Below are 19,389 nucleotides of genomic sequence, written 5' to 3'. Positions count from 1 at the left end.
ACCGCCCGCGACAAAGGAGACCGGTGAGCCTGTCGCTGCTCGGCCAGGCCGCCGGCATGTTCGCCGTCACCAACATCGACGATCTACTCGTGCTGGCCGTCTTCTTCGGCCAGACCCGCGGCCACAAAGCCGGAGCCTGGCGCGTGATCGCCGGGCAATACCTCGGCTTTGTCGCCATCCTCGCCGCCGCGATCATAGGCGCCCTCGGCGCCGGCCTGCTTTCCGAAACCGTGATCCCTTACCTCGGGCTGGTCCCCCTCGCGCTCGGCATCCGCGCCGCCGTGAACGCCTGGCGCCACCGCAACGACCCCGACGACAACGCCGACAGCCAGAACCACAACGCCGGACCGGCAGCACTACACGTCGCCGCCGTGACCTTCGCCAACGGCGGCGACAACATCGGCGTCTACGTCCCCGTCTTCACCGTCGCCGGCACCAGCGGCATGACCGTCTACGTGATCGTCTTCCTCATCGGCGTTGCGATCTGGTGCGCCGCCAGCTGGCTACTGGCCACCCGCCCACTCATCGCCAGAACTCTCTCCCGTTGGGGACACATCATCCTGCCCATCGTCCTCATCGGCATTGGCCTGACGATCCTCATCGAAGGCGGCGCATTCGGGCTCTAAAGCCCGCAAGCAGCACCGCTCCCGCTGAGCCAACAAGTGGATCCGCCCAACCGCTACAGACCGTCACTTGAAACGGGCAACAGCTTAGGGCGGTGGGGCCAACACGAGACATCCGGCGCAGAGCAGCACAGAGTTGCCCCATGCAGTCCGACTTCCCTGTCCAGGAGGGGCCCGCGGAAACGTCGGACATCGCGGGCTCGCCGCCGGCCGACCGTGCATGTGTCCGAACGAAACGGCCGACGTCGCACGCGTTCGCACCCGTGGCCGACGACAAACGCAAGCTCCGGCTCGCCTCGAGAACCGCCAAGGGGTCCGCGCGTCGGCAGGGTGGCGCATCGGCCGCGACTTTCATCTTTCGCGCTCGATGCGAGTTGTGACACATTGATGCAGCGCGAGGTAATTCGGGGAGGGTCACGGACACATGGCTGCGAACGACGTGCACTTGACGTGCCGCCGAGGCCAGGTCGTTATCCAGCGAGCCCTCGTAGCGATGGTCATGGCTGTCGGAGCCTTCGCCCTGCCCACGACCGCACACGCCGACGGGGCGCCGGGCACGTTCGGGTCCGCCCGGCTCATCCCCTCCGCGCCGTGCCGTTCTGGTGGCGTGATGTCAGCCGACAAGAAGATCGCGGACCGGCTGCGCCCGACGATGACGGGCCGGCGGCTCGGCCGGACCGTCACCGGTCGCCACATCTCGTGCGCCCGCGCCATCGTGGGCCACGTCCAGGCCTCCGGGCTCGGACGGCGGGCGGCCGTCATAGCCGTGACCACCGCGATCGCCGAAAGCAGCTTGAACAACTACACCGTCGCCGCCGACCACGACAGCCTCGGACTCTTCCAGCAACGGCCGTCAACGGGGTGGGGACGCCCGGCACAGCTCACCGACCCCCGGTACGCGACTTACGCGTTCCTCAGAGCGATGCTCCGCAAACATCCGGCCGGCGACTGGGTAACCGGCGACATCGGCCGGGTCTCCCAGCGAGTCCAGGGCTCCGCTCACCCCCGCGCGTACGCGCCGGAAGTACACGACGCGTCTCTGATGGTCACGTCGCTGTGGCCGGACGCCGGCCACGCCGCCGCCCCCAAGAAGCCGAAAGTCAAAACCGCGCCGAAGGTCGTGAGGAAGCCGACCGGCCCGTTCCAACGCGTCCTGAGCACCGCAGCGACCGGGGTCGGCCTTCTCGATGACCGCCACGAGACGTTGCTGGCCGACTGGAACGGCGACCGCCACGCTGACCTGGTGGTGGTGCAGCGCACCGGAACGACCACCGGCAAGACCGAGGTGCGGATCATGGACGGTGGGTACAACTTCCAGCCTCTTCTCCTCACCACGGCAACTGTCCTCGGTGAGGTGGACGCTCGCGACGAGCTCTCCATGGCGGACTGGAACGGCGACGGACGACCCGATCTGGTGGTGATGCACAAGTCCGGCACGGCCAGCGGCAGTACGGAACTACGCATCCTCGACGGAGCCTCATTCTTCCAGCGATTCCTCCTCGAGACCGTCACCGTGCTCGACCCGACCGACGAACGCCACGTGTTCTCGCTGGCGGACTGGAACGGCGACGGGCGCCTCGATCTCGTCATGGTGCAGAAGGCCGGCACGGCCAGCGAAAAGACAGAGATACGAATCCTCGACGGCGCATCGAACTTCCAGGCGCAGTTGCTGCAGACCGACACGGTGCTGGAGACCACCGATGACCGGCATGACGTTGCGGTGGCTGACTGGAACGGCGACAAGCGCCTGGACCTGGTCGTCATGCAGAAATCCGGGACCACGAGCGGGAAAACCGAGGTGCGAGTGGTCGACGGCGCTTCGAACTTCGCGCGTTACTCCCTTCGCACGAGCACGGCGCAGGGCGCCACGGACGATCGTCATGACCTGACGGTCACCGACTGGAACGGCGACGGCAAGCTGGAGTTGCTGGCGGTGCAGAAGTCAGGGACGGCCAGCGGCCGTACCGAGGTCCGCATCCTCGGCAAGTAATCCCTCGCGGCGAGCACGCGCCGAGTGCCACGCTTCCGCTGTGACCGATGACGTGAGCCGCGAGTACTCCTACCGGGAGTTCAGCTCTTTCGTTCGGCGCTTCCACCAGGAGGCGCTGCTCATGGTCGTGGCGCAGCGTTCCCTCAAGGTGCCGCTACGGCTTTCGGGTGAGGGCCGCGACTTCCAGACCTTTACCGCGACACCACCGTGGGCGCTCGCCGCGGTGGCGAAGGCCTCGATCCGGTACGGCAACCAGCACCGGCGGACTCTGCCACGGGAACGAGACGTGGTGATCGCATGCCACATGCATGAGAACCTCGCCCCGGCCGAGCTCGACCAGCCGAGTCTCAACTCGCCCTTCGCGATCATGGCTCGCACCCTGTACGAACAGTTCCCGTACCAGGAGCACGGACTGGCCGAACTGGCCCGTCCGATCGCCTTCTTCGACGACTACACCGGGCGTAAACCGCTGGAGGTGGTGTCCAAGCAGGCCATGACGGAGTTGGTCGGGGCTCCCATGATCACCGCGACGGAAATCGTCGTCCTGCTCGCGACGTCCGCGGAACATAACGGCGGCTTGTTCGACCCGACGTGGCTGAGTCAGCCACAGTTCGCCGAGCTGCTTGCCGTACTCCCGCGCAAGGAGATCCTCGCCGTCATCAACTCCGTCTTTGCACAGACCATGGACGAATTCCGCCACGAAGACGAGGCAGCTGCCACGAGGACGCCCCTGCCGCATCTTGATCGCTATGCGTTCAACCCGTTGACCTCGCGCCCCTTCGTGCGCCTCTCTGACGGCCGGCTGATCGCACCCGTCCGCCACCTCATCCCCCGCCGCCTCACACCGCTCGAGCTGTACTACGTCGGGCTGAGCCGGTGGCGAACCGCGTTCACGCGCGATCTTGGTGAACTGCACGAGGATTACGTCGGTCGCCAGCTCGCCACCATTCCTGGCGTGACCGTGCACCCGGAGGTCGTATACCGAGAGGGCAGGCAGGAGGCGAAGAGCATCGACTGGTTCGTCGTCTTCGAGGACCTGGTGCTGCTCGTTGAGACCAAGGCGACACGCTCTCCCCTCGCAGCCCGCGCCGCCGACGCCACCGTCCAAGTCGCCTACAGCAAGACGCTCGGCGAGGCGTTCGGCCAGCTGGGGCGGACTCTCGGAAAGATCCAGTCCCGTGCGCCGCAGTTCGCGCACATCCCGGCCGACCGGCCGATCATGGGTATGGTCGTCACCCTTGATCCCTGGTACGTGGCCAACAGCTTCGGCCGGGCCTTCCTGCCCACACCGGCGCTTCCGACCGCCGTCGCCCCCGTACGCGACATCGAGCAACTCGTCGCGATCGGGCGGCGCCGCTCCATCAGCGGCATCCTGCACGAGATCATGCGCGTCGGCGACGACCGCCAGGCGTGGGAGCTCGGGGCGGCACTCCAGCGCTTTCATGAGCCGGCCGATCGCAACGTCATGCTGCAGGAGGCGTTCGACCGGCTCCCGATCCGCCGCGGCGCTGCCTCAGCAGATCCCTAGCTGTCCTGCCCTCGAGCGGACAAGCATTCGCCGGCCCCGATAGTACATTGACTGCTGTACTATCTGCGTCATGGCTTGGTTGGCGTTCGGCCTGTATCTGATTGGCGTGCTCACCGCCTTCGGTCTGCGCACCTGGCTCCATAAGCGGCGGACCGGCGACACCGGCCACCGGCATTCGCATCCGGCGGCCGGCTCCGCCGCCTGGTGGGCTCAAATTCTGCTCGCCGTCGGCTTGCTCGGCGGCTTGGCCGCGCCGTTGCTGGATGCGGTCGGGGCGCTCGATCCGGTGCCGGCTCTGGTTCATCCGGTCATTCAAGGCGCCGGACTTGTGGTCGGCGTTCTTGGGTTTGCCTCGATCATCGCGGCGCAGCAAGCGATGGGCTCGTCCTGGCGCATCGGGGTGGATGCCGGTGAGCGCACGAGGCTGGTCACCGGCGGGGTTTTCGGAGTCGTCCGCAACCCGATCTTCACCGCGATGATCGTGGCGGTCGCCGGCATCACCGCGATGACGCCGACCTGGGCGCAAATACCGGTGCTGCTGGCCGTGGTCGCCGGGATCGAGCTTCAGGTGCGCGCGGTCGAGGAGCCGTATCTGCGGGCATCCCACGGCAACACCTACCGCGAGTACGTCGAGGGCACCGGCCGGTTCGTGCCCATGATCAGTCAGATGAGGGTGCGCCAATAGCTCCAGAACTGCACTGCGATCAGGGCGGCCAGAATCAGGATCCACAGCAGCGGTACGGCGGTATGGACACGGACAAGCGCGCCGGTGACCGACTTCGGTGCCGGCAGGTGGCCGCGCTCGAGGTTGTACAGACTCACGTAGGTGAACAGCACGATCATGACGACCCAGACGACCATGCAGTACGGGCACAGCGCGCCGATGCGGTAGACGCTCTGGAAGAACAACCAGTGCACGAACCCGACGCCGAACAATGCGCCGCCCTGCAGGCCCAGCCACCACCAGCGGGGCAGCCGCACTCGGGCGAGCACGGCGACGCCGGTGGTGACCACGACCGGGAACGCGGCCAGCCCGATCAACGGGTTGGCGAAGCCGAACGTCTCGGCCTGCCACGACGCCATGATCGACCCGCACGACAGCAGCGGGCTGATGGAGCAACTCGGCACGTAGGCCGGGTCTTTGAGCAGGCTGATCTTCTCGACGGTCAGCACGAACGCCGCGAGCGTTCCGATGAGACCGCCGATGGTCAGGATCGCGCCGATGAGCCGATCGCTGATGACTCGGTCGACGGTCGGCCGGGTCGCCAGGCTCATCGGGTCAGGGAGCTGTCGATCGCGGCCTTGAGCATGTCGTAGTTCGGGTCGGCGTTGTGTTTCTCGCCGTCGATGAAGAAGGTCGGCGTGCCCTGAACACCCAGGGCCTGCCCGTCAGTGGCGTCGGCCTCGACCCGGGCGGAGACCTCGGGGCTGGCCACGTCGGCCTTGAACTTGGCCAGATCCAGCCCGAGCTCGGTGGCGTACTGCTCGAAAATTGCGGCCTGGGACTGCTCTTTGTGCCCCCACGCGGCCTGGTTGTCGAACAGCTTCTTGTACATCTCCTCGAACTTGCCCTGCCGGGCCGCGGCCTCGGCCGCATGCGCCGAGTTGAACGCATTGGGGTGGCTGGCGATCGGGAAATACCGCACGACGTACGTGATCCGGTCGCCGTACTCGGCCCGCAGGCGCTCGACATCCGGGTAGGCGGCGCCGCAGGCCTCACACTCGAAGTCGAGGAACTCGACGACCGTCGTCTTGCCGTCGGCCGCGGTCGACAACCGGTGACTGTTCTCCCGCACCAGGGACTGCGCGGCCGCGGCCGGGCTGACCTCCTTCTTCTGGGTGGTCAGGACCGCACCGACGATGATGACCAGAGCGAGGACCGCAACGCCGATCGTGGCCTTGAGATTGGTGCTCATGCCGCGCTTGCGGATGTCTCGAGCCGCGTTGGCACTGGCCTTCTTCGCAGTCTGCTTCTTCGCCGACATCGATGGCCCTCCTCTGTGGTCGTGGGTGTCAGGCGGTGTCAGGAACGGGAGGTGTCACGACTCCGGGCGAGCAGGAGCGCGCCCGCGATCAGCACGACGAGCAGGATGCCGCCACCGATCCACCAGCCGGCGTTACTGCCGCTGCTGGCGGACGAGTTCGTGGCAGGAGGCGCTGCATCAACCGTGCCCGGCGCGCTCGGCGAGGAAGCTGACGGGCTCGAGCTCGGGTTTGCAGAGGGCGACGGTGAGGGCGACGGCGTTGCGGTCGGCGCGACGCCGGTGCCACCGGCGAGCTTGACGGTCGGGGCGGGGTTGGCCGGTTCCGGGTCGTCCTTGCTGGGCAGCGCGATCCACCGGTCGGTCTTGCCGTCGCTGTAGCTCTGCAGCACCCGGAAGCTGATCTCCGCGTACATGGGCAGTTGCCGGATGCGGACCTTGTGCTCGGCGTTGGTGCCGACCGCGAGGGCCGGACCCGCGACGGTGTAGCTGGTGTCCTGCTTGGTCAGCTTCCACTGTTTGGGCAGGCTGACTGCTGTGATGTCGGCCGGCACGATGCCCGCGGGCAGGAAGATCTGGACCTTGGTGACGCCGGCGCTCTGCGACTCGGCCTCGGCGTTGACGTCGGCGATCGCGTTCTTGGCGCCGGCCTTCGCCGGTTCGATGGTGATGCCGGTGTGTGCCGCCGCCGGTCCGGCCAGGGACAGCGCAGCCGCGGTCCCCAGCAGAGCCGCGGCTGCATACGTGGCCGCGCGTCGCCCAATTGTCGTCACGATGGGTCACTCCCGAGGTTCAAGGGTCGCGGAAGCCTATCACCTAAGCTTCTTAGGTATAGTGCGTCGGCTGTGCGCCGACGTTGGGAGTGTGCTGTGAAAAGGGCGATATGCCTGCTGGTCGGATTGCTGGCCGCCCTGTGCTGGCCGGCCTCGCCCGCACAGGCGCACGCCTTCGCCTACACCCCGGAGAGCAAACCGCTGCGGGTCGAGGAGTGGACTGTGACGGCCGCGTTGCCCGCGCAGGGCATTGAGCCACTCGACAACCCGGTGGCCACCGTCACGACGACAGTCCCGGTGAAGTGATCGCATTGGGAGGGTCGGCGCACACGGGTGAAGTGCTGGTGCTGGCCTTCACCGTGCTGCTCGCTGTCGTGGTCGCGTTGATCGTGTGGGTCGCCCGCAGCGACAGATGATCAGCTGACCTGGACGGTCGTGGTCAGCGTCGACTGGTCGATGTCACTGACCCGCACGGTGACTTTGACCGTCCACTCGCCGGCCACCGGCAGCGCGACATCCCCGATCGCGTGGAAGTCGGTGATCCGCAGCAGGGGAATCTCGATCGGCTCGATTCCGGCACTGCCGAGTTCGACCGTGCCTCGCCACTCGACCACGGTCAGTGGCTGATTGACGGGCGTGTAGGCGTACAGGTGAATGGAGTTGTTGCCGACCGCGGCCGGGAGCACGTCGACCCGCAGTGTCGTCGTAGCGTTGGAAACAGTCTTGGTCACGGTGGTGTTCGCCGGCCCGGCCTCGGCCGCCAGGCTGGTGCGCGGCGGCGGGATCTGGACCAGCGCGGAGGTCACCGCGATCACCACTGCTGTGACCGCGATTTCCACCACGACTATCCGGCGCAGGCCGCGTGGCTCAGTCTCGGCCGCACGCCGCTCGACCATCCGCCGCGAGAACGACGCCACGATCAGGACCAGCGCGACCAGGCCGAGCTTGACCAGCAGGACCCGGCCGTACGTGCTGCCGACAAGGGCCCCCAGAGACGGCACCTCGATCAGGGCCTGAATGACGCCGGCGACGATGAGCGCGCTGACCGCGGCCGCCGCCCAGCGCGACCAGATCGGCAGGATCGCACCGAGCTCGCCCGGGGTGGCCCGCGGCAACAGAAACCCGGCCAGCACGACCAGCCCACCGACCCAGACCGAGGCCGCGCCGAGATGAATCGTGTCGACGACCACCGACACGCCCGCGACCGGTGAGGCCGTGGGATGCCCGGTGAGTGGCCAGGTCGCCGCTGCCGCGAGCCCCAGCACGCCGAGCAACGCGAGATCCGTACGGGAGTCGCCGCCGGAACCACGCAGCAGCGGCCGCAGCAGAAACGCGCAGGCGCACAACACGCCGAGCCGCACCAGCATGACCGCGCCGAACGTGCTGCCCAGCACGTCGCGCAGGTCGCCCAGGCGCACATCGAACAGAGCGGTTCCGAACGCGTAGGGGACCTGAAGCCACAACGCCAGCAGGGTACTCACACCGACCAGCCCCAGGCCGCTCCAGACCAGCCGCCCGGGACCACGCCGCCCGAGTCGATGCGGCCACAGCAGCGTCAGCAGGAGCACCGGCCCGATCACCAGCACGAGCCCCAGGTAGCCGAGGTACTTCACGACCGGGATCAGTATCCGCAGCGCCGGGTCGACGTCATCTGATGCAGCCGTCGGAGTTCCCGAGGTCTCCCCCACCGAGTAGGTGATGCTGCCGCTGATCGGATGGCTGTCTGCCGAGAGCACCCGGTAGCTGACCAGGTAGGTGCCCCGGCCACCGCCAGGCCGCAACGAGATGGTGATCGTGGCGCCGTCGGCGATCGGATCGCCCTGGTGGGCCGCTGATCCGTCCGGTGCCAGCACTTGAGTACGGCCGGAGAGCACCTGCACCGACTCGGTGAACGTGAGCGTCACCCGATCCGGGGCATCCGGGACCACGACACCGTTGCCGGGGTCACTCGTGGTCAGAGACGCGTGCGCGAGAGCCGGCGCGGGGGCGAAGAACGCGCCGGCGAGGAGGCCCACAAGGACCCCTCTGTGCAACCACCGCACGCCACTCTCCTAACCTACTTAGGTGCTTAGGCGAAGGAAGCGTACCCCGGCGGGGCCAGGGGTCGTCCTGGTGCGACCGCGGCGGATGCGCCAAGCCACCGTGCTGGCCGCTGCCGCGATCGCGGCCGTGCTGGTGTGGTCCGGGGCGACGCTGACGGGTACCACCGCGTACGGGGGAAAGCTGTTCATCTCCGACAGCTGGGCGCTCATTGGCGTCGGCATCACCCTCGGCCTCGTAGCCCTGACGCCTCTGCGCATCTCGGTCCGCGCCGACGCCGACGGCATCCGGGTCGTCAACCTGATCGGGAACTTCGAGCTGCCCTGGTCGGCGGTCATCGCCGTGCGCTATCAACGCGGCACCCCGTGGGCGTCGCTCGAGCTGCGGTCCGGCGACGCGGTTCAGCTGATGGCGATCCAGGTGAGCGACGGTAACCGGGCCGTGGAAGGCATCCGTGAGCTGCGCAGGTTGCACGAGGAGGCGGCGTGAGCGGGCGCATTCTGCGGCTCGCGGCGGTTGGTGGCGGTGCGCTGGCCGCCACTGCGGTGAGCGTGCTGCTTCTGCGGTACGGCGGTGCCATCGACACCCGGACGCTGCCGGGTCTGCCGAATCCCGGCATGGTGACGGTGTGGGGCCTGCCGGTGGCACGGCTCGGGTCCCGATTGTTCGCTGTTGCCACGGTCGGCCTACTGCTGGCGGCCGCCCTGCTGTCACCCCGTGAAGGTGGACGGCTGTCGGTCTCCGCCTATCGGCGTCTGCGCGCTTCGCTGTGGACCGGACTCGGCTGGACCGTCTGCGCGCTCACCCAGGCAGCCTTCACTCTCGCCGATCTGCTGGGCCGGCCGGTGCAGGAGCTGACCGTGAGCGCGGCCGCCAGCTTCGTCCGGGATGTGCCGCTCGGGCGCGCTCTGCTGACCGAGGCAGCCCTGGCGTTCCTGGCCGTCATGATCGCCCGCCTGGCCCTGCGGCCTGACACGGCGTGGATCGCGCTGGCCACGGCGGTCGCCGCGCTCGTTCCGCCCGTTTTCACCGGTCACGCGGCCTCGGCCAGCAATCATCAGGCGGCCGTTTCGGCCTTGCTGATCCACGTCATCGCGGTGACGCTGTGGGCCGGGGGTCTGCTCGCGCTGCTGCTTTCGGCCCGCGTTCCGAACCCTCAACTCACCATGGCTGTACGGCGCTTCTCCACCGTGGCCACGGGCTGCATCACCCTCGTGGCCGCTTCCGGCCTTGTCTCGGCCTTGGTCCGTCTCCCGAACGCGGGGACCCTGTTCCTCTCGAGCTACGGCCAGATCGTGCTGCTCAAAGTGGTGCTGCTGCTCGTATTGGCCGGGATCGGCGCTTGGCAACGTCGAGCCATCGCGCCCCTTGACCGGAATCGCTTTCATCGCCTGGCCGGCGCTGAGGTGGTGTTGTTCGCGCTCACGGTCGGGGTGTCGGTCGCCCTGTCGCGGACGCCGAGCCCGGCCGGTGAGGCCGAGGAGACCGCGGCGACCTCGCTGCTCGGCTTCCCGATGCCGCCTCCGATCACGACCGGGCATCTGCTCACCGACTGGCTTCCCGACCCCCTCATCATCGCCCTCGCGATCGGAGCGGCCGCGGCGTACGTGGTGGGTTTCTTGCGGCTGCGCCGGCGAGGCGCGTCGTGGCCGGCCGGACGCATGGTCGCCTTTCTGGCGGGGTGCGCCGTTCTCGTGGTCGCAACCGGCAGCGGTGTGGCTCGCTACGCGCCGCTGCTGATCAGCGTGCACGTCTTGCAACACCTGGCGCTGCTGATGGTGGCGCCGTTGCTTCTGGTGGTGGGCGCACCCGCATCTCTGGTTCTGCGCGCGTGGAGTCCGGCGGCGGATCCGTCCTGGCCGGGCCCGCGGGAACTGGTGCAGGCCGTGGTGCGGTCGCGTCGACTGGCCATGCTGAGCCAGCCGAATGTCGTCCTGGTGCTGTTCGCGGGTAGCACGTTCGCGCTCTACGTCACCGGCCTCTACGACCTCGTCCTGCGTTCGCACGCGGCGCACCTGGTCATGGTCGCCGTCCTCACCGGTACCGGCTGCCTGTTCTTCCGGGCGGTGCTGTCGGCAAGGCCACTGCCGAGATCCGTACGCATCGGGCTCATCGGCACCGCGACAGCGCTCTACATCGTTTTCGGCGTGGCCCTGACCCAGTACGGCCAGGCGCTCGCCGCCGACTGGCACACCGCACTGGCCCGACCCTGGGGGCCAACACCCGAGGCCGACCAACGCACCGCCGGATGGCTCGCGCTCGCCGCCGCGGTGCCCTTGCTCGCCGCGCTCGCCCTGGTGCTGCGGCGACGGCCGGGAAACCGCACGCAGCAAACCTCTTCGCCACGCCAGCCGGCGGACGTCAGCCCATGAGCTGACCACCGACGCGGCGCACCTGCTCCCGGTGCGCCTGCGGCGCGAGGGGCGTCCGGTTGCTGCCTTACAACCTCCACCGGGCGCCCCTCCCGCGCCGCAACCAACACATGCTAAGTTGCGCATATGAACATGAGTCAGAGAGTGAGGCACTGATGGGGCACGGACACAGCCACGGCCAGACGGCGACCGGCAGCCACCGCGGCCTACTCGCGGGCGTCCTGGCGATCTCGGTCGGCATCTTCGCCATCGAGGTCGTCGGCGCCCTGCTCACCGGCAGCCTCGCCCTGCTGGCCGACGCGGGACACGTGCTCGCCGACGCCGGCGGCGTCGCCCTGGCCCTCGGCGCCACCTTGCTGGCGGCACGCCCACCCTCCGGCCGCCGCACGTTCGGCTGGGCCCGGGCCGAGATCCTCGCGGCCGCAATCAACGGCCTCATCCTCAGCGGCATCGGCGTCTACGTCTTCATCGAGGGCGTACGCCGCCTGGTCGACCCGGCCGAGGTCGAGCCCGGCGGCATGGCCGTCTTCGGCGCGATCGGCCTGATCGGCAACCTCATCGGCGTCGCCCTGCTCTACCGGGCCCGCACCGCCAGCCTCAACATGAAGGGCGCCTTCCTGGAGGTCGCCACCGACACCGCGACCTCGGTCGGCGTGCTCATCGCGGCAGGCGTGATCGCCCTGACCGGCTTCTACCGCGCCGACCCGATCGTCTCCGTCCTGATCGGCCTGATCATCGTGCCGCGCGCCCTGAAACTGCTGCGCGAGGCGGTCAGCATCCTGCTCGAAGCCGCCCCGGCCGACATCGACCTCGACCAGGTCCGCGAGCACATCACCGGGCTCGACCACGTCAAGGACATCCACGACCTGCACGTGCTCACCGTCACCTCGGGCCTGCCGGTGCTCAGCGCCCACGTGGTCGTCGACGACTCCTGCTTCCAGGACGGCCACGCACCCCAACTGCTCGACGCCCTGCAGCAGTGCCTGACCGGTCACTTCGACGTCGGGCACTCCACGTTCCAGCTCGAACCGGCCGGTCATGCCGGCCACGAACACTCGACGCACCCCTAGGACAGCGCGGATGTTGATGAACAAGACCGAGAGCGCCCTGATCAACTCACCGCCCCGGCGATGGCTGCAACGCTGGTACGAGGTGCCCTGGCTGCGCCGCCTCGGCGGCTCACTACCGACCGGCGCCGGAGTACTGGAGATCGGCTGCGGGCCCGGCTACGGCACTCGCCTCATCCTCGAACAGTTTGGCGCCGCTCACGTCGACGCCATCGACCTCGACCCGGCCATGATCGCCCGAGCCCGGCGACGCCTGGCCCCGTTCGGCGACCGGGTCCGGCTCGAGGTCGGCGACGCCGCCGCCCTGAGAACGGTCGCCGACGCTGGCTACGACGCCGTGTTCGACTTCGCGATCATCCACCACATCCCCGACTGGCGATCCGCCGTCGGCGAGGTCGCCCGCGTCCTGCGCCCCGGTGGCCGGTTCTACTTCGACGAAGTCACCGCGAGCGCCTTGGCCCGCCCGTCGTACCGGCGCCTGTTCGACCACCCGGTCCACGACCGCTTCACTGCCGACGAGTTCCGGATCGAGCTGGAGCGCCACGGCTTCGAGGTGGGCGACCGCTTCCTGACCCGCGTCAGCGGCGACTACTTTCTCGGCGTGGCTGAACGACGGTAGTGCATCGACACGTCGTGCCAGGCCTCATGAAGGCCTGGCCGGCGCCGGCGCCTATGACCAGGGCGTCGACCGAGCCAGCGACCGCGGCCGCCACCACAATCGTCGCCGGGCGCAGCGGGCTGGGCCCGGCGCCCGCGTCCGGTGGCGTCATGCCTTGCTGTTCCGGCGCCGCCCCACCACCAGGACACCGGCAATCAGAGCCACCAGAGCCAGACCGCCGACCACCAGGACCCAAGCGAGGCTACCGTCGTCCTCACTCGCCGCTACGGCGGCCAGCGAGGCCGGGATCGGCTCAGAGGGCGATGGTGCTGACGACTGCGCCTCGGACGAGGGGACGAGCGGCGGCGCGGTGACGCGGAACGCCACCTTCCCCGAGACCGGGTGCCCGTCGGCCGACACCACGCGGTACGACGTCGCATAGGTTCCCGCGGGCAGCGCATTCGGCAACGGCTGCGTCACCGTGTCACCGCTCGTGCGCGCACCGAGCAGGTTGATCCGGGAGCCGTCCGTGGTCAGAACGACGGTCGTGAAGTCCTCCTGGAGCTCCTCGTTGAAGGTCAGCACAACCTGGCCGGGCGCATCGGCCAGCACCGCACCGTCCAGCGGGTTCACCGACTTCAAGGCGGCGTGGGCCGACGCCGGCGCGGCGGGCCAGCCAATCGCGACAGCCGCCGCGAAGAGGATGCCGACAGCCCTACGCCGGAACCTCGGTTGCATGACCAGAACTCCTGTCGTCGGGTATTGCGGTCGCCGCGAAGGCTAACACCTAAGCTACTTAGGAGCTGGTTGCCAGGCTGGGATTCTGATGCAGTTACCAGGGCGATGTCATCACCGAAAGGCCTAAGGTGCTCAGGTGCCGAACGACCTTCCACAGCTAGACTGGCCGCCGGAGCGGCGAGGAAGGGCAGGCATGCGGGGATTCGGTGACCTGGAAGCGGCGATCATGAGCGCGCTGTGGGATCGCGGCGAGCCGGTCAGCGTCCGCCAGGTGCTCTCCGATCTGCAGCCGGAGCGGCAGCTCGCCTACAACACCGTGCTCACCGTGGTCGACAACCTCTACAAGAAGGGCCGCCTCAAGCGGGCTCGCGACGGCCGCGCCTTCCTCTATTGGCCGGTGCACTCGCGGGCCGACTACGGCATGCAGCTGATGCGCGACGCCATGACCGAGAGCGGGGACCCGGCCGGGTCACTGGTCACCTTCGTCCAGCATCTGAGCGACGACGAAAGTGCGGCCCTACGCCAGGCCCTCGACGCTTATGAGCGGCCCACGGACCACACGTGATCATCCTCATCCTCGTCGCGTTCACCGTGGCTTTCACAGCCACGGTGATGCGCCTGCTGCCCCAGGCCGGGTGGGTCCGCCGCTCCCCGCGACTGGGCATCGCGGCCTGGTACGCAGCCCTGCTGACCGTCGTCATGGCAGCCGCGGCCATTGTGTCCGAACTCGTATTCCCGTGGCCGGGCGGAGCCGAACGCTTCTGCGTCGCCGGGTCGTGGTGCCTCGAGCTGACCGGCGAGCGACACGGTTTCCTGGCCTGGCTCGTCGCGCGACTGGTCGCTGGTTCAGCTCTGCTCGCCGCGGCCGCGGTCGGCGCGCGGGCCTTGGCCAGCACCCGGATCATCGCCCGACGGCGCCGTCGCCACCGAGAAACGCTGCAGATCTTCGGCCGTCGTCACGGCCGGCTCGGCGTCACCGTCATCGACGATGCCCGGCCCGCCGCGTATGTGGCGCCAGGCAGACCCCAGCGCGTCGTGGTCACCACGGGCGCCGTCGACCAACTGCAGCCCGACGAACTGGCCGCTGTGCTCGCGCACGAGCGGGCCCACGCCGCCGGCCATCACCAAGCCCTGCTCGACATCGTCCATGTGGCAGCCCGCATCTTCCCCCGCTCCGCGCTCACCTCGACCGCCCGACAGCAGGTCGAACGGCTCGTCGAGATGCGCGCCGACGAGGTGGCCGCCGCCTCCCACCAGCCGCTGCACCTCGCCCGGGCGCTGGTCGCCATGGCAACCGGTGGCGCCGACGTTTCCGCCGGGTTGACCGCTGCCACGGGCGGCGACGCGGTGGAACGGCTCCACCGCCTGATGCAGCCGCCACGTCGCCTGCAGCCGGCTTCCCGCGCCGTCGTCGCTGCGGCGGTTGCGCTCCTACCGGCGGTGCCCCTCGCCCTGGCAGCGGCCTGCAACTGGTGGCCGTTCCTGTCGTCCTACCACTGGGACCTGTGATCAACCGCGCCTGATCCGCGTGGCGGTCCACCGGAAGTCGCCGAGTTGCTTAGGTGATCACACGCCGATTCCCCACAATCACGGTGCTCACGGCTCCGACTGTTTGGTCACTGGGCAGCTGTGGGCCGGGTTGGCGGACAATCCGCGGGACGAATGGGAGCTGTCCCAGGCCCCAGAGACCGTCGAGGACTGCCTGACCGGCTTCGTTCATGAGTTTGAGTCTCGGCATCATGTTGCCGGCTTTGCAGGTCGTGATGTTCGTAAGAACTGGCACCGCTCGTAGACCTTGGCCGTCCGACGCTGCAGGCGGCAGCTCCCGAGCTCTTTTACTCTGCGCGTAACCGACCCGCGGGATGTGGTACGCGAATCTGCCGATGACAGTGCACTGAACAACGGGCCGCCGATGGGCATCAGTCGGGCGAGCATGGTCGGTTGCTTTGTTGCTCTCGGTCTTCGCGGCCGGGTTCGTCGGTGACGGCATCCGCGATTCCCAAAGCAAGTCCTGATCCCGCTTGTAGCCGCACTCGCATCCGGATCCGCAAAGGTCCTACGATTACGGATTTCGGCCAATTCTCGCAACGCGGACAAGCCCAGAGGAGCACGCCTGGCCACGTCACTCATCGCTTAATAATCCGGGGTGCTGTTACGCAGAGAGCGATAATCCCCGGCGCCGCTTTTGCTCATCGATCCCGCCAATCAGTTCATCTCGTACGGCTGCCGCATCAGCTTCGACTCGATCCCGAAGAGCACCAGCCTGCTCGTATAGATCTCGAACCTAATCCCGGTCATCAGTCGGATCGGATGCAATAACTTGCCGTAGCTTGCCGAGCGCCTCTATCGCATCGTCGGGGCGGCTCAGCATGACGGCTGTCGCCGCCTGCCTGAAAAGCTCATTAATGTCTCCGCGCCCATTCGGATGAGTGCTATTTCTTCGTCGGCAGTGTTCAAAATAGCCTTCCAGGCTGCCATTCTCCACAAGAAACGGGTGCGCGGTTTCATTGATCTCTTCAGCCAGGTCGTTCATGTATTTTTCGGCATGCTCACCGCCAAGTTTGAGGTCGTTGTACGAGAAGGTCCGGCGCATGTTGCAGTCGGTCGCGATCAGCCAACTCGCTTGAAAGGAGTCGAGCGGCATGAAGAGAGGCTCAAGAATGGCGAACACGGTAAACTGTTGGGCTGTGACACCTCTAACTATCATGCCTAGTGGGCGAAGCATCAGCTGCCTGCTGCCTAGGATCAGCCATTCTCCCCTGAGCCGCGGTATCGCATACCTCTTGGCGGCCGCCTTCCACACGCTTCGTCGATCCGTCGAAGGGCTCACGACGTCACCTCTATCCGCTACTCGGCGCCCTCTCGACGACCACGGTACGGGCGAGCCAAGTTGACGCGGGGCACTTTCACCACGACTTCGTACGTCGGATCAGTCTCACCCTGGAGTTGCGCCGCAGTATCGGCGCTGGCCTCCGTGTCACCAATGGCGGTTCATCGGGTGTCGTCTCCGACGACAGTAGTCGGCCGGCCGTCGTCCTCAAGTAGCCGCTTGGCAGAAGTTGTCATTCGTCGCGTGACCACCAGGTGGAGGGAATGGGCCACTCGCCTCCCGAGTACTCAACGCTGCATGGTCGGGCAGACGCGTTGATCGATTCCAGCACGTCGGCGGTCTCTGCCAGCATCGCGGCGACGTTCGGCCAGAGCGGACCTATTTGACCGCCGGAATGAAGCATCTTCATTACGCAGCCGTAGAGGGAACCCTTGCGGCAGTCGACGAAGAGTCGATCAGGGCCCTCCGAGATGACAATCCAGGAGGGTGGGTGAGCCCACGCGTCAGACGTATCGCCTGCCCATCCGTTCGTGATGTCGGCGAAAATTTCGTCGTCCGGGTCTTGGTCGGCCGCTTCGGTCAGGATTTGGGTGCTCAATTCGAGGTTCCGAATTGCACCTGCGGTAGAGGTGGGGTAGTGCCCGCCGGGCATTATCGATGCCAGATCCCCGCGGCCGTCCAGAACGCCGTTGACGCATCGCCACGACTCGGCGAGGTCAGCCGGTAGGGCGCGTCCGTGGGACTTCTCGACGGCACGAAGATCTGCATCAGTCGCCGGCTCAGCGAGCCGCGCTCGGACCCGCGGAGCGTTTGTCTCGAACCAGGCTGCGAGCCGCTCCCACGTCTGCTCTACGCCGGTCATCATGCACTGACGGTACTTCCGCCGCCTGCTAACGGCTGCACTTTGCTTGGGCATCGGCAAGCGTCCATCCGGTTATCGAGGAGACCTTCATCAGACTGGACCGGCAATGATCGAGCCGCACCCACAAACATCACACGCACTGATCTGCCGCGTTGGAGCATGTGATCTCAGCTATGCGTGTCACCGACGGTATTCAAGGCCCGGTGGACGCGCTCCGCGGCGTAGCGCGTCTGCTCGTCGAAGAGCACGAGGCGAACGAGTTCCACGGGGGTCGGCGCGGCGTGCAGCGCGGTCAATGCTTGGGCCACGGCGTCGTCCTTCGGCCACCGGTACACGCCGGAGGAGATCAGCGGGTAGGCGACCGACCGCGCGCCCAGGTCGGCGGCGACGGCCAGCGACGTGGCGTAGCAGCTGCGGAGCAGCGGGGCGCGGTCCTCGTTGGTACTGAACACCGGTCCGACGGTGTGGATCACCCATCGGGCGGGTAGCCGCCCCGCAGTGATTGCCACCGCTTGGCCGATCTTCAGACCTCTGCCGTACTGGCTGGCCCGTAGAGCCCGGCATTCCTCCAGAATCGCCGGGCCTCCCTTGCGGTGGATCGCTCCGTCGACTCCGCCGCCGCCCAGCAGGGACGTGTTCGCCGCATTGACGATGGCGTCGACCTGCTCGGCCGTGATGTCGCCGGTGACCAGCTCGATCCGCACTGCCCATACCTCTCAAGCCAGGGAGCCGATAGCCGTGCCCATAGGCGGGCCAGAAGACGGTTGCCCGCCGATGTTATCCGAGAAATTCACCAAGATCACGTGCGCTCTCATGCCGCCGATCGTGCGCGCCAGCCGGTGGAGTTCCGTCACGCTGGGTGGTCGCCATCCGAGCCGCGGTGCTTCCTGAACTGCCGAGTTGAGTGAGCCCGAGTGCCAAATTAAATCCTCTATCATGGCTTTACGTCTTTATCCTCGGCGTTGGTCGGCGTTAGTGTCCTGCGCTTGTTCAACGTTACTGAGGGGCGCCAGCTGTCGCCGCCTCCTGTCAATAAACGTTCGTCGTATGTAAAATAACCCGCCTAACGCCACGACGAACGAGACAACTGCCACGCCGGCGCTCCAGTCGAATTTCTCCATTTTGCTTACTTGGAAGAGTAATGTCGCTGAAAGGCCAAGCATGAGTGGGTCGATAACTTCATCAGGACCTGGGGTGAACAGCGTGTAAGCCAGCTCAATTGCTGCTACGACGGCCAGACCCGAAGCGACTATGCCGAATATCGCTACATCGTCGGGCACCCGTAGGTGCGCGACATCAGGTAACACCCGCAGCAAAACTCCGAGTACGACGATTAGGCCGACAATCATCTCAAGGATCGTCTTGATCTTTTCGGCACACGGCTCGGTCTTGTCAAAGATGGCGGCAGCGCCCGCCTTCTGGCCAGTGGTCCGAGAGCCTAAAGCGGCTTCAGGGTCGTCCGACAATTTGACCTCCTGGTGGACTTTGTCACCAGAGTTCTCTGAACCTCGGTGGCATTCAGGATAGTGCCGTGATAGGCGGCCGTGGCGAAGATCAGGGCCAGGGCACCTGCCGCAGCGCCGCGCGGCAGCCCGGATGCCGGCCGCGTGTGTCGGCTTACCAGCCGACCCACGAGCACCGCCGCCGCTGCCGAAGCCCACCCGGCATCCAGAATCAGACTAAAGAACTCGCCGCCTGCGACCAGGCCCCACGCTCAGCACGTGCAGTGCCTACCTCGCCGAGCAGCACAGGCACGTGGTTGACCACCGAATCGACGAAGCCCAACGCCATCCCGGCAATGGGGCCCACTGTCCATTACACCCGACCGCTGCACCGGGCCACAGCGATCATGGTGCCGGATCCGCTGGGACAGGTCGTCGCCGCCCGGACCACTGACTTTGTCGAGTGCAGTACCGGTAGGCCGCCGGCGAGGTGCCTGCAAGCAGGTCCTTTTCCAGCGGCCCCCGGCCCGAACCCGCCGTGCCA

20 protein-coding genes are annotated in these 19,389 nt (G+C 67.3%); 11 read left to right on the top strand and 9 right to left on the bottom strand.

Going from position 1 to position 19,389, the window contains the following annotated elements:
- Nucleotides 1-23: 23 nt before the first annotated feature.
- The 4 genes from KXC43_RS48570 (at nt 24) to KXC43_RS48555 (ending at nt 4,826) form a co-directional block, all read left to right on the top strand.
- The gene (locus tag KXC43_RS48570) at nt 24-626 is read left to right on the top strand and encodes a cadmium resistance transporter (RefSeq protein ID WP_221383111.1); all 603 of its coding nucleotides are present in this window, start codon (nt 24-26) and stop codon (nt 624-626) included.
- A 496-nt stretch (nt 627-1,122) separates the two neighbouring features.
- Nucleotides 1,123-2,613, top strand: coding sequence for an FG-GAP repeat domain-containing protein (locus KXC43_RS48565; RefSeq protein ID WP_255646129.1), 1,491 nt, complete (start codon nt 1,123-1,125; stop codon nt 2,611-2,613).
- Nucleotides 2,614-2,653: 40 nt separating this feature from the next.
- Complete coding sequence (locus KXC43_RS48560; protein WP_221383109.1) at nt 2,654-4,141, top strand: hypothetical protein; 1,488 nt, start codon at nt 2,654-2,656, stop codon at nt 4,139-4,141.
- A 79-nt stretch (nt 4,142-4,220) separates the two neighbouring features.
- Nucleotides 4,221-4,826 carry a methyltransferase family protein gene (locus tag KXC43_RS48555; protein WP_438870961.1) on the top strand — a complete coding sequence of 202 codons (606 nt, stop codon included), beginning with the start codon at nt 4,221-4,223 and terminating at the stop codon, nt 4,824-4,826.
- On the opposite strand, the gene KXC43_RS48550 is transcribed toward KXC43_RS48555, so the two are convergent.
- The 3 genes from KXC43_RS48550 to KXC43_RS53135 all read right to left on the bottom strand — a co-directional run bounded on the left by KXC43_RS48550 (nt 4,805) and on the right by KXC43_RS53135 (nt 6,896).
- Nucleotides 4,805-5,416, bottom strand: coding sequence for a vitamin K epoxide reductase family protein (locus tag KXC43_RS48550; protein ID WP_221383107.1), 612 nt, complete (start codon nt 5,414-5,416; stop codon nt 4,805-4,807). The genes KXC43_RS48555 and KXC43_RS48550 overlap by 22 nt on opposite strands.
- Complete coding sequence (locus tag KXC43_RS48545; RefSeq protein WP_221383121.1) at nt 5,413-6,057, bottom strand: DsbA family protein; 645 nt, start codon at nt 6,055-6,057, stop codon at nt 5,413-5,415. The genes KXC43_RS48550 and KXC43_RS48545 overlap by 4 nt, the downstream gene beginning before the upstream one ends.
- Nucleotides 6,058-6,164: 107 nt before the next feature.
- Complete coding sequence (locus tag KXC43_RS53135; RefSeq protein ID WP_221383106.1) at nt 6,165-6,896, bottom strand: DUF1775 domain-containing protein; 732 nt, start codon at nt 6,894-6,896, stop codon at nt 6,165-6,167.
- A gap of 96 nt (nt 6,897-6,992) precedes the next feature.
- Here KXC43_RS53135 and KXC43_RS48535 point away from each other — a divergent pair, with 96 nt between their 5' ends.
- Complete coding sequence (locus KXC43_RS48535; protein WP_221383105.1) at nt 6,993-7,202, top strand: hypothetical protein; 210 nt, start codon at nt 6,993-6,995, stop codon at nt 7,200-7,202.
- A gap of 110 nt (nt 7,203-7,312) precedes the next feature.
- Here the strand turns inward: KXC43_RS48535 and KXC43_RS48530 are convergent, their stop codons facing one another.
- On the bottom strand, nt 7,313-8,911 hold the full coding sequence (locus KXC43_RS48530; protein ID WP_308129596.1) for a copper resistance CopC/CopD family protein: 1,599 nt from the start codon (nt 8,909-8,911) through the stop codon (nt 7,313-7,315).
- Between the two features lie 97 nt (nt 8,912-9,008).
- Between KXC43_RS48530 and KXC43_RS48525 the strand changes: the two genes are divergently transcribed.
- The 4 genes from KXC43_RS48525 (at nt 9,009) to KXC43_RS48510 (ending at nt 12,994) form a co-directional block, all read left to right on the top strand.
- The gene (locus tag KXC43_RS48525; RefSeq protein ID WP_221383103.1) at nt 9,009-9,425 is read left to right on the top strand and encodes a PH domain-containing protein; all 417 of its coding nucleotides are present in this window, start codon (nt 9,009-9,011) and stop codon (nt 9,423-9,425) included.
- Entirely contained in the window at nt 9,422-11,308 is a 1,887-nt protein-coding gene (locus tag KXC43_RS53130; protein ID WP_221383102.1) for a bifunctional copper resistance protein CopD/cytochrome c oxidase assembly protein, read from the top strand. The genes KXC43_RS48525 and KXC43_RS53130 overlap by 4 nt, the downstream gene beginning before the upstream one ends.
- Before the next feature lie 155 nt (nt 11,309-11,463).
- On the top strand, nt 11,464-12,378 hold the full coding sequence (locus tag KXC43_RS48515) for a cation diffusion facilitator family transporter (protein WP_221383101.1): 915 nt from the start codon (nt 11,464-11,466) through the stop codon (nt 12,376-12,378).
- Nucleotides 12,379-12,388: 10 nt separating this feature from the next.
- A complete protein-coding gene (locus KXC43_RS48510; protein WP_221383100.1) occupies nt 12,389-12,994 on the top strand; it encodes a class I SAM-dependent methyltransferase in 606 nt (201 codons plus the stop codon).
- Nucleotides 12,995-13,141: 147 nt separating this feature from the next.
- Here KXC43_RS48510 and KXC43_RS48505 read toward each other — a convergent pair whose 3' ends face one another.
- Nucleotides 13,142-13,711 carry a copper resistance CopC family protein gene (locus KXC43_RS48505; RefSeq protein WP_221383099.1) on the bottom strand — a complete coding sequence of 190 codons (570 nt, stop codon included), beginning with the start codon at nt 13,709-13,711 and terminating at the stop codon, nt 13,142-13,144.
- A gap of 193 nt (nt 13,712-13,904) precedes the next feature.
- On the opposite strand from KXC43_RS48505, the gene KXC43_RS48500 reads away from it, so the two are divergent.
- Together KXC43_RS48500 and KXC43_RS48495 are read left to right on the top strand one after the other, a co-directional pair.
- Nucleotides 13,905-14,276, top strand: coding sequence for a BlaI/MecI/CopY family transcriptional regulator (locus tag KXC43_RS48500; RefSeq protein WP_221383098.1), 372 nt, complete (start codon nt 13,905-13,907; stop codon nt 14,274-14,276).
- Nucleotides 14,273-15,220 (top strand): M56 family metallopeptidase, encoded by a 948-nt coding sequence (locus KXC43_RS48495; protein ID WP_221383097.1) that lies wholly within the window; start codon nt 14,273-14,275, stop codon nt 15,218-15,220. Before KXC43_RS48500 ends, KXC43_RS48495 begins: the two co-directional genes overlap by 4 nt.
- Nucleotides 15,221-15,995: 775 nt before the next feature.
- Here KXC43_RS48495 and KXC43_RS48490 read toward each other — a convergent pair.
- From KXC43_RS48490 to KXC43_RS48475, 4 genes are all read right to left on the bottom strand, one after another.
- Nucleotides 15,996-16,382: a hypothetical protein gene (locus tag KXC43_RS48490; protein ID WP_221383096.1), complete on the bottom strand. Its 387-nt coding sequence runs from the start codon at nt 16,380-16,382 to the stop codon at nt 15,996-15,998.
- A 391-nt stretch (nt 16,383-16,773) separates the two neighbouring features.
- The gene (locus KXC43_RS48485; protein WP_221383095.1) at nt 16,774-17,406 is read right to left on the bottom strand and encodes an SMI1/KNR4 family protein; all 633 of its coding nucleotides are present in this window, start codon (nt 17,404-17,406) and stop codon (nt 16,774-16,776) included.
- Nucleotides 17,407-17,570: 164 nt separating this feature from the next.
- Complete coding sequence (locus tag KXC43_RS48480; RefSeq protein ID WP_221383094.1) at nt 17,571-18,107, bottom strand: O-acetyl-ADP-ribose deacetylase; 537 nt, start codon at nt 18,105-18,107, stop codon at nt 17,571-17,573.
- Between the two features lie 246 nt (nt 18,108-18,353).
- The gene (locus KXC43_RS48475) at nt 18,354-18,869 is read right to left on the bottom strand and encodes a hypothetical protein (protein WP_221383093.1); all 516 of its coding nucleotides are present in this window, start codon (nt 18,867-18,869) and stop codon (nt 18,354-18,356) included.
- Nucleotides 18,870-19,389: the final 520 nt, after the last annotated feature.

It is taken from the genome of Paractinoplanes polyasparticus (genome assembly GCF_019710575.1).
Lineage (GTDB): Bacteria > Actinomycetota > Actinomycetes > Mycobacteriales > Micromonosporaceae > Actinoplanes > Actinoplanes polyasparticus.
This window is presented reverse-complemented; position numbering and strand designations above follow the sequence as displayed.

What these genes read in the sequence shown, in the direction of transcription:
- KXC43_RS48565 (WP_255646129.1), top strand. Translation starts at nt 1,123, where the DNA reads ATGGCTGTCGGAGCCTTCGCCCTGCCCACGACCGCACACGCCGACGGG.
- KXC43_RS48550 (WP_221383107.1), bottom strand. Translation starts at nt 5,416, where the DNA reads ATGAGCCTGGCGACCCGGCCGACCGTCGACCGAGTCATCAGCGATCGG.
- KXC43_RS48545 (WP_221383121.1), bottom strand. Translation starts at nt 6,057, where the DNA reads ATGAGCACCAATCTCAAGGCCACGATCGGCGTTGCGGTCCTCGCTCTG.
- KXC43_RS48515 (WP_221383101.1), top strand. Translation starts at nt 11,464, where the DNA reads ATGGGGCACGGACACAGCCACGGCCAGACGGCGACCGGCAGCCACCGC.
- KXC43_RS48510 (WP_221383100.1), top strand. Translation starts at nt 12,389, where the DNA reads ATGTTGATGAACAAGACCGAGAGCGCCCTGATCAACTCACCGCCCCGG.
- KXC43_RS48505 (WP_221383099.1), bottom strand. Translation starts at nt 13,711, where the DNA reads ATGCAACCGAGGTTCCGGCGTAGGGCTGTCGGCATCCTCTTCGCGGCG.
- KXC43_RS48500 (WP_221383098.1), top strand. Translation starts at nt 13,905, where the DNA reads ATGCGGGGATTCGGTGACCTGGAAGCGGCGATCATGAGCGCGCTGTGG.
- KXC43_RS48485 (WP_221383095.1), bottom strand. Translation starts at nt 17,406, where the DNA reads ATGATGACCGGCGTAGAGCAGACGTGGGAGCGGCTCGCAGCCTGGTTC.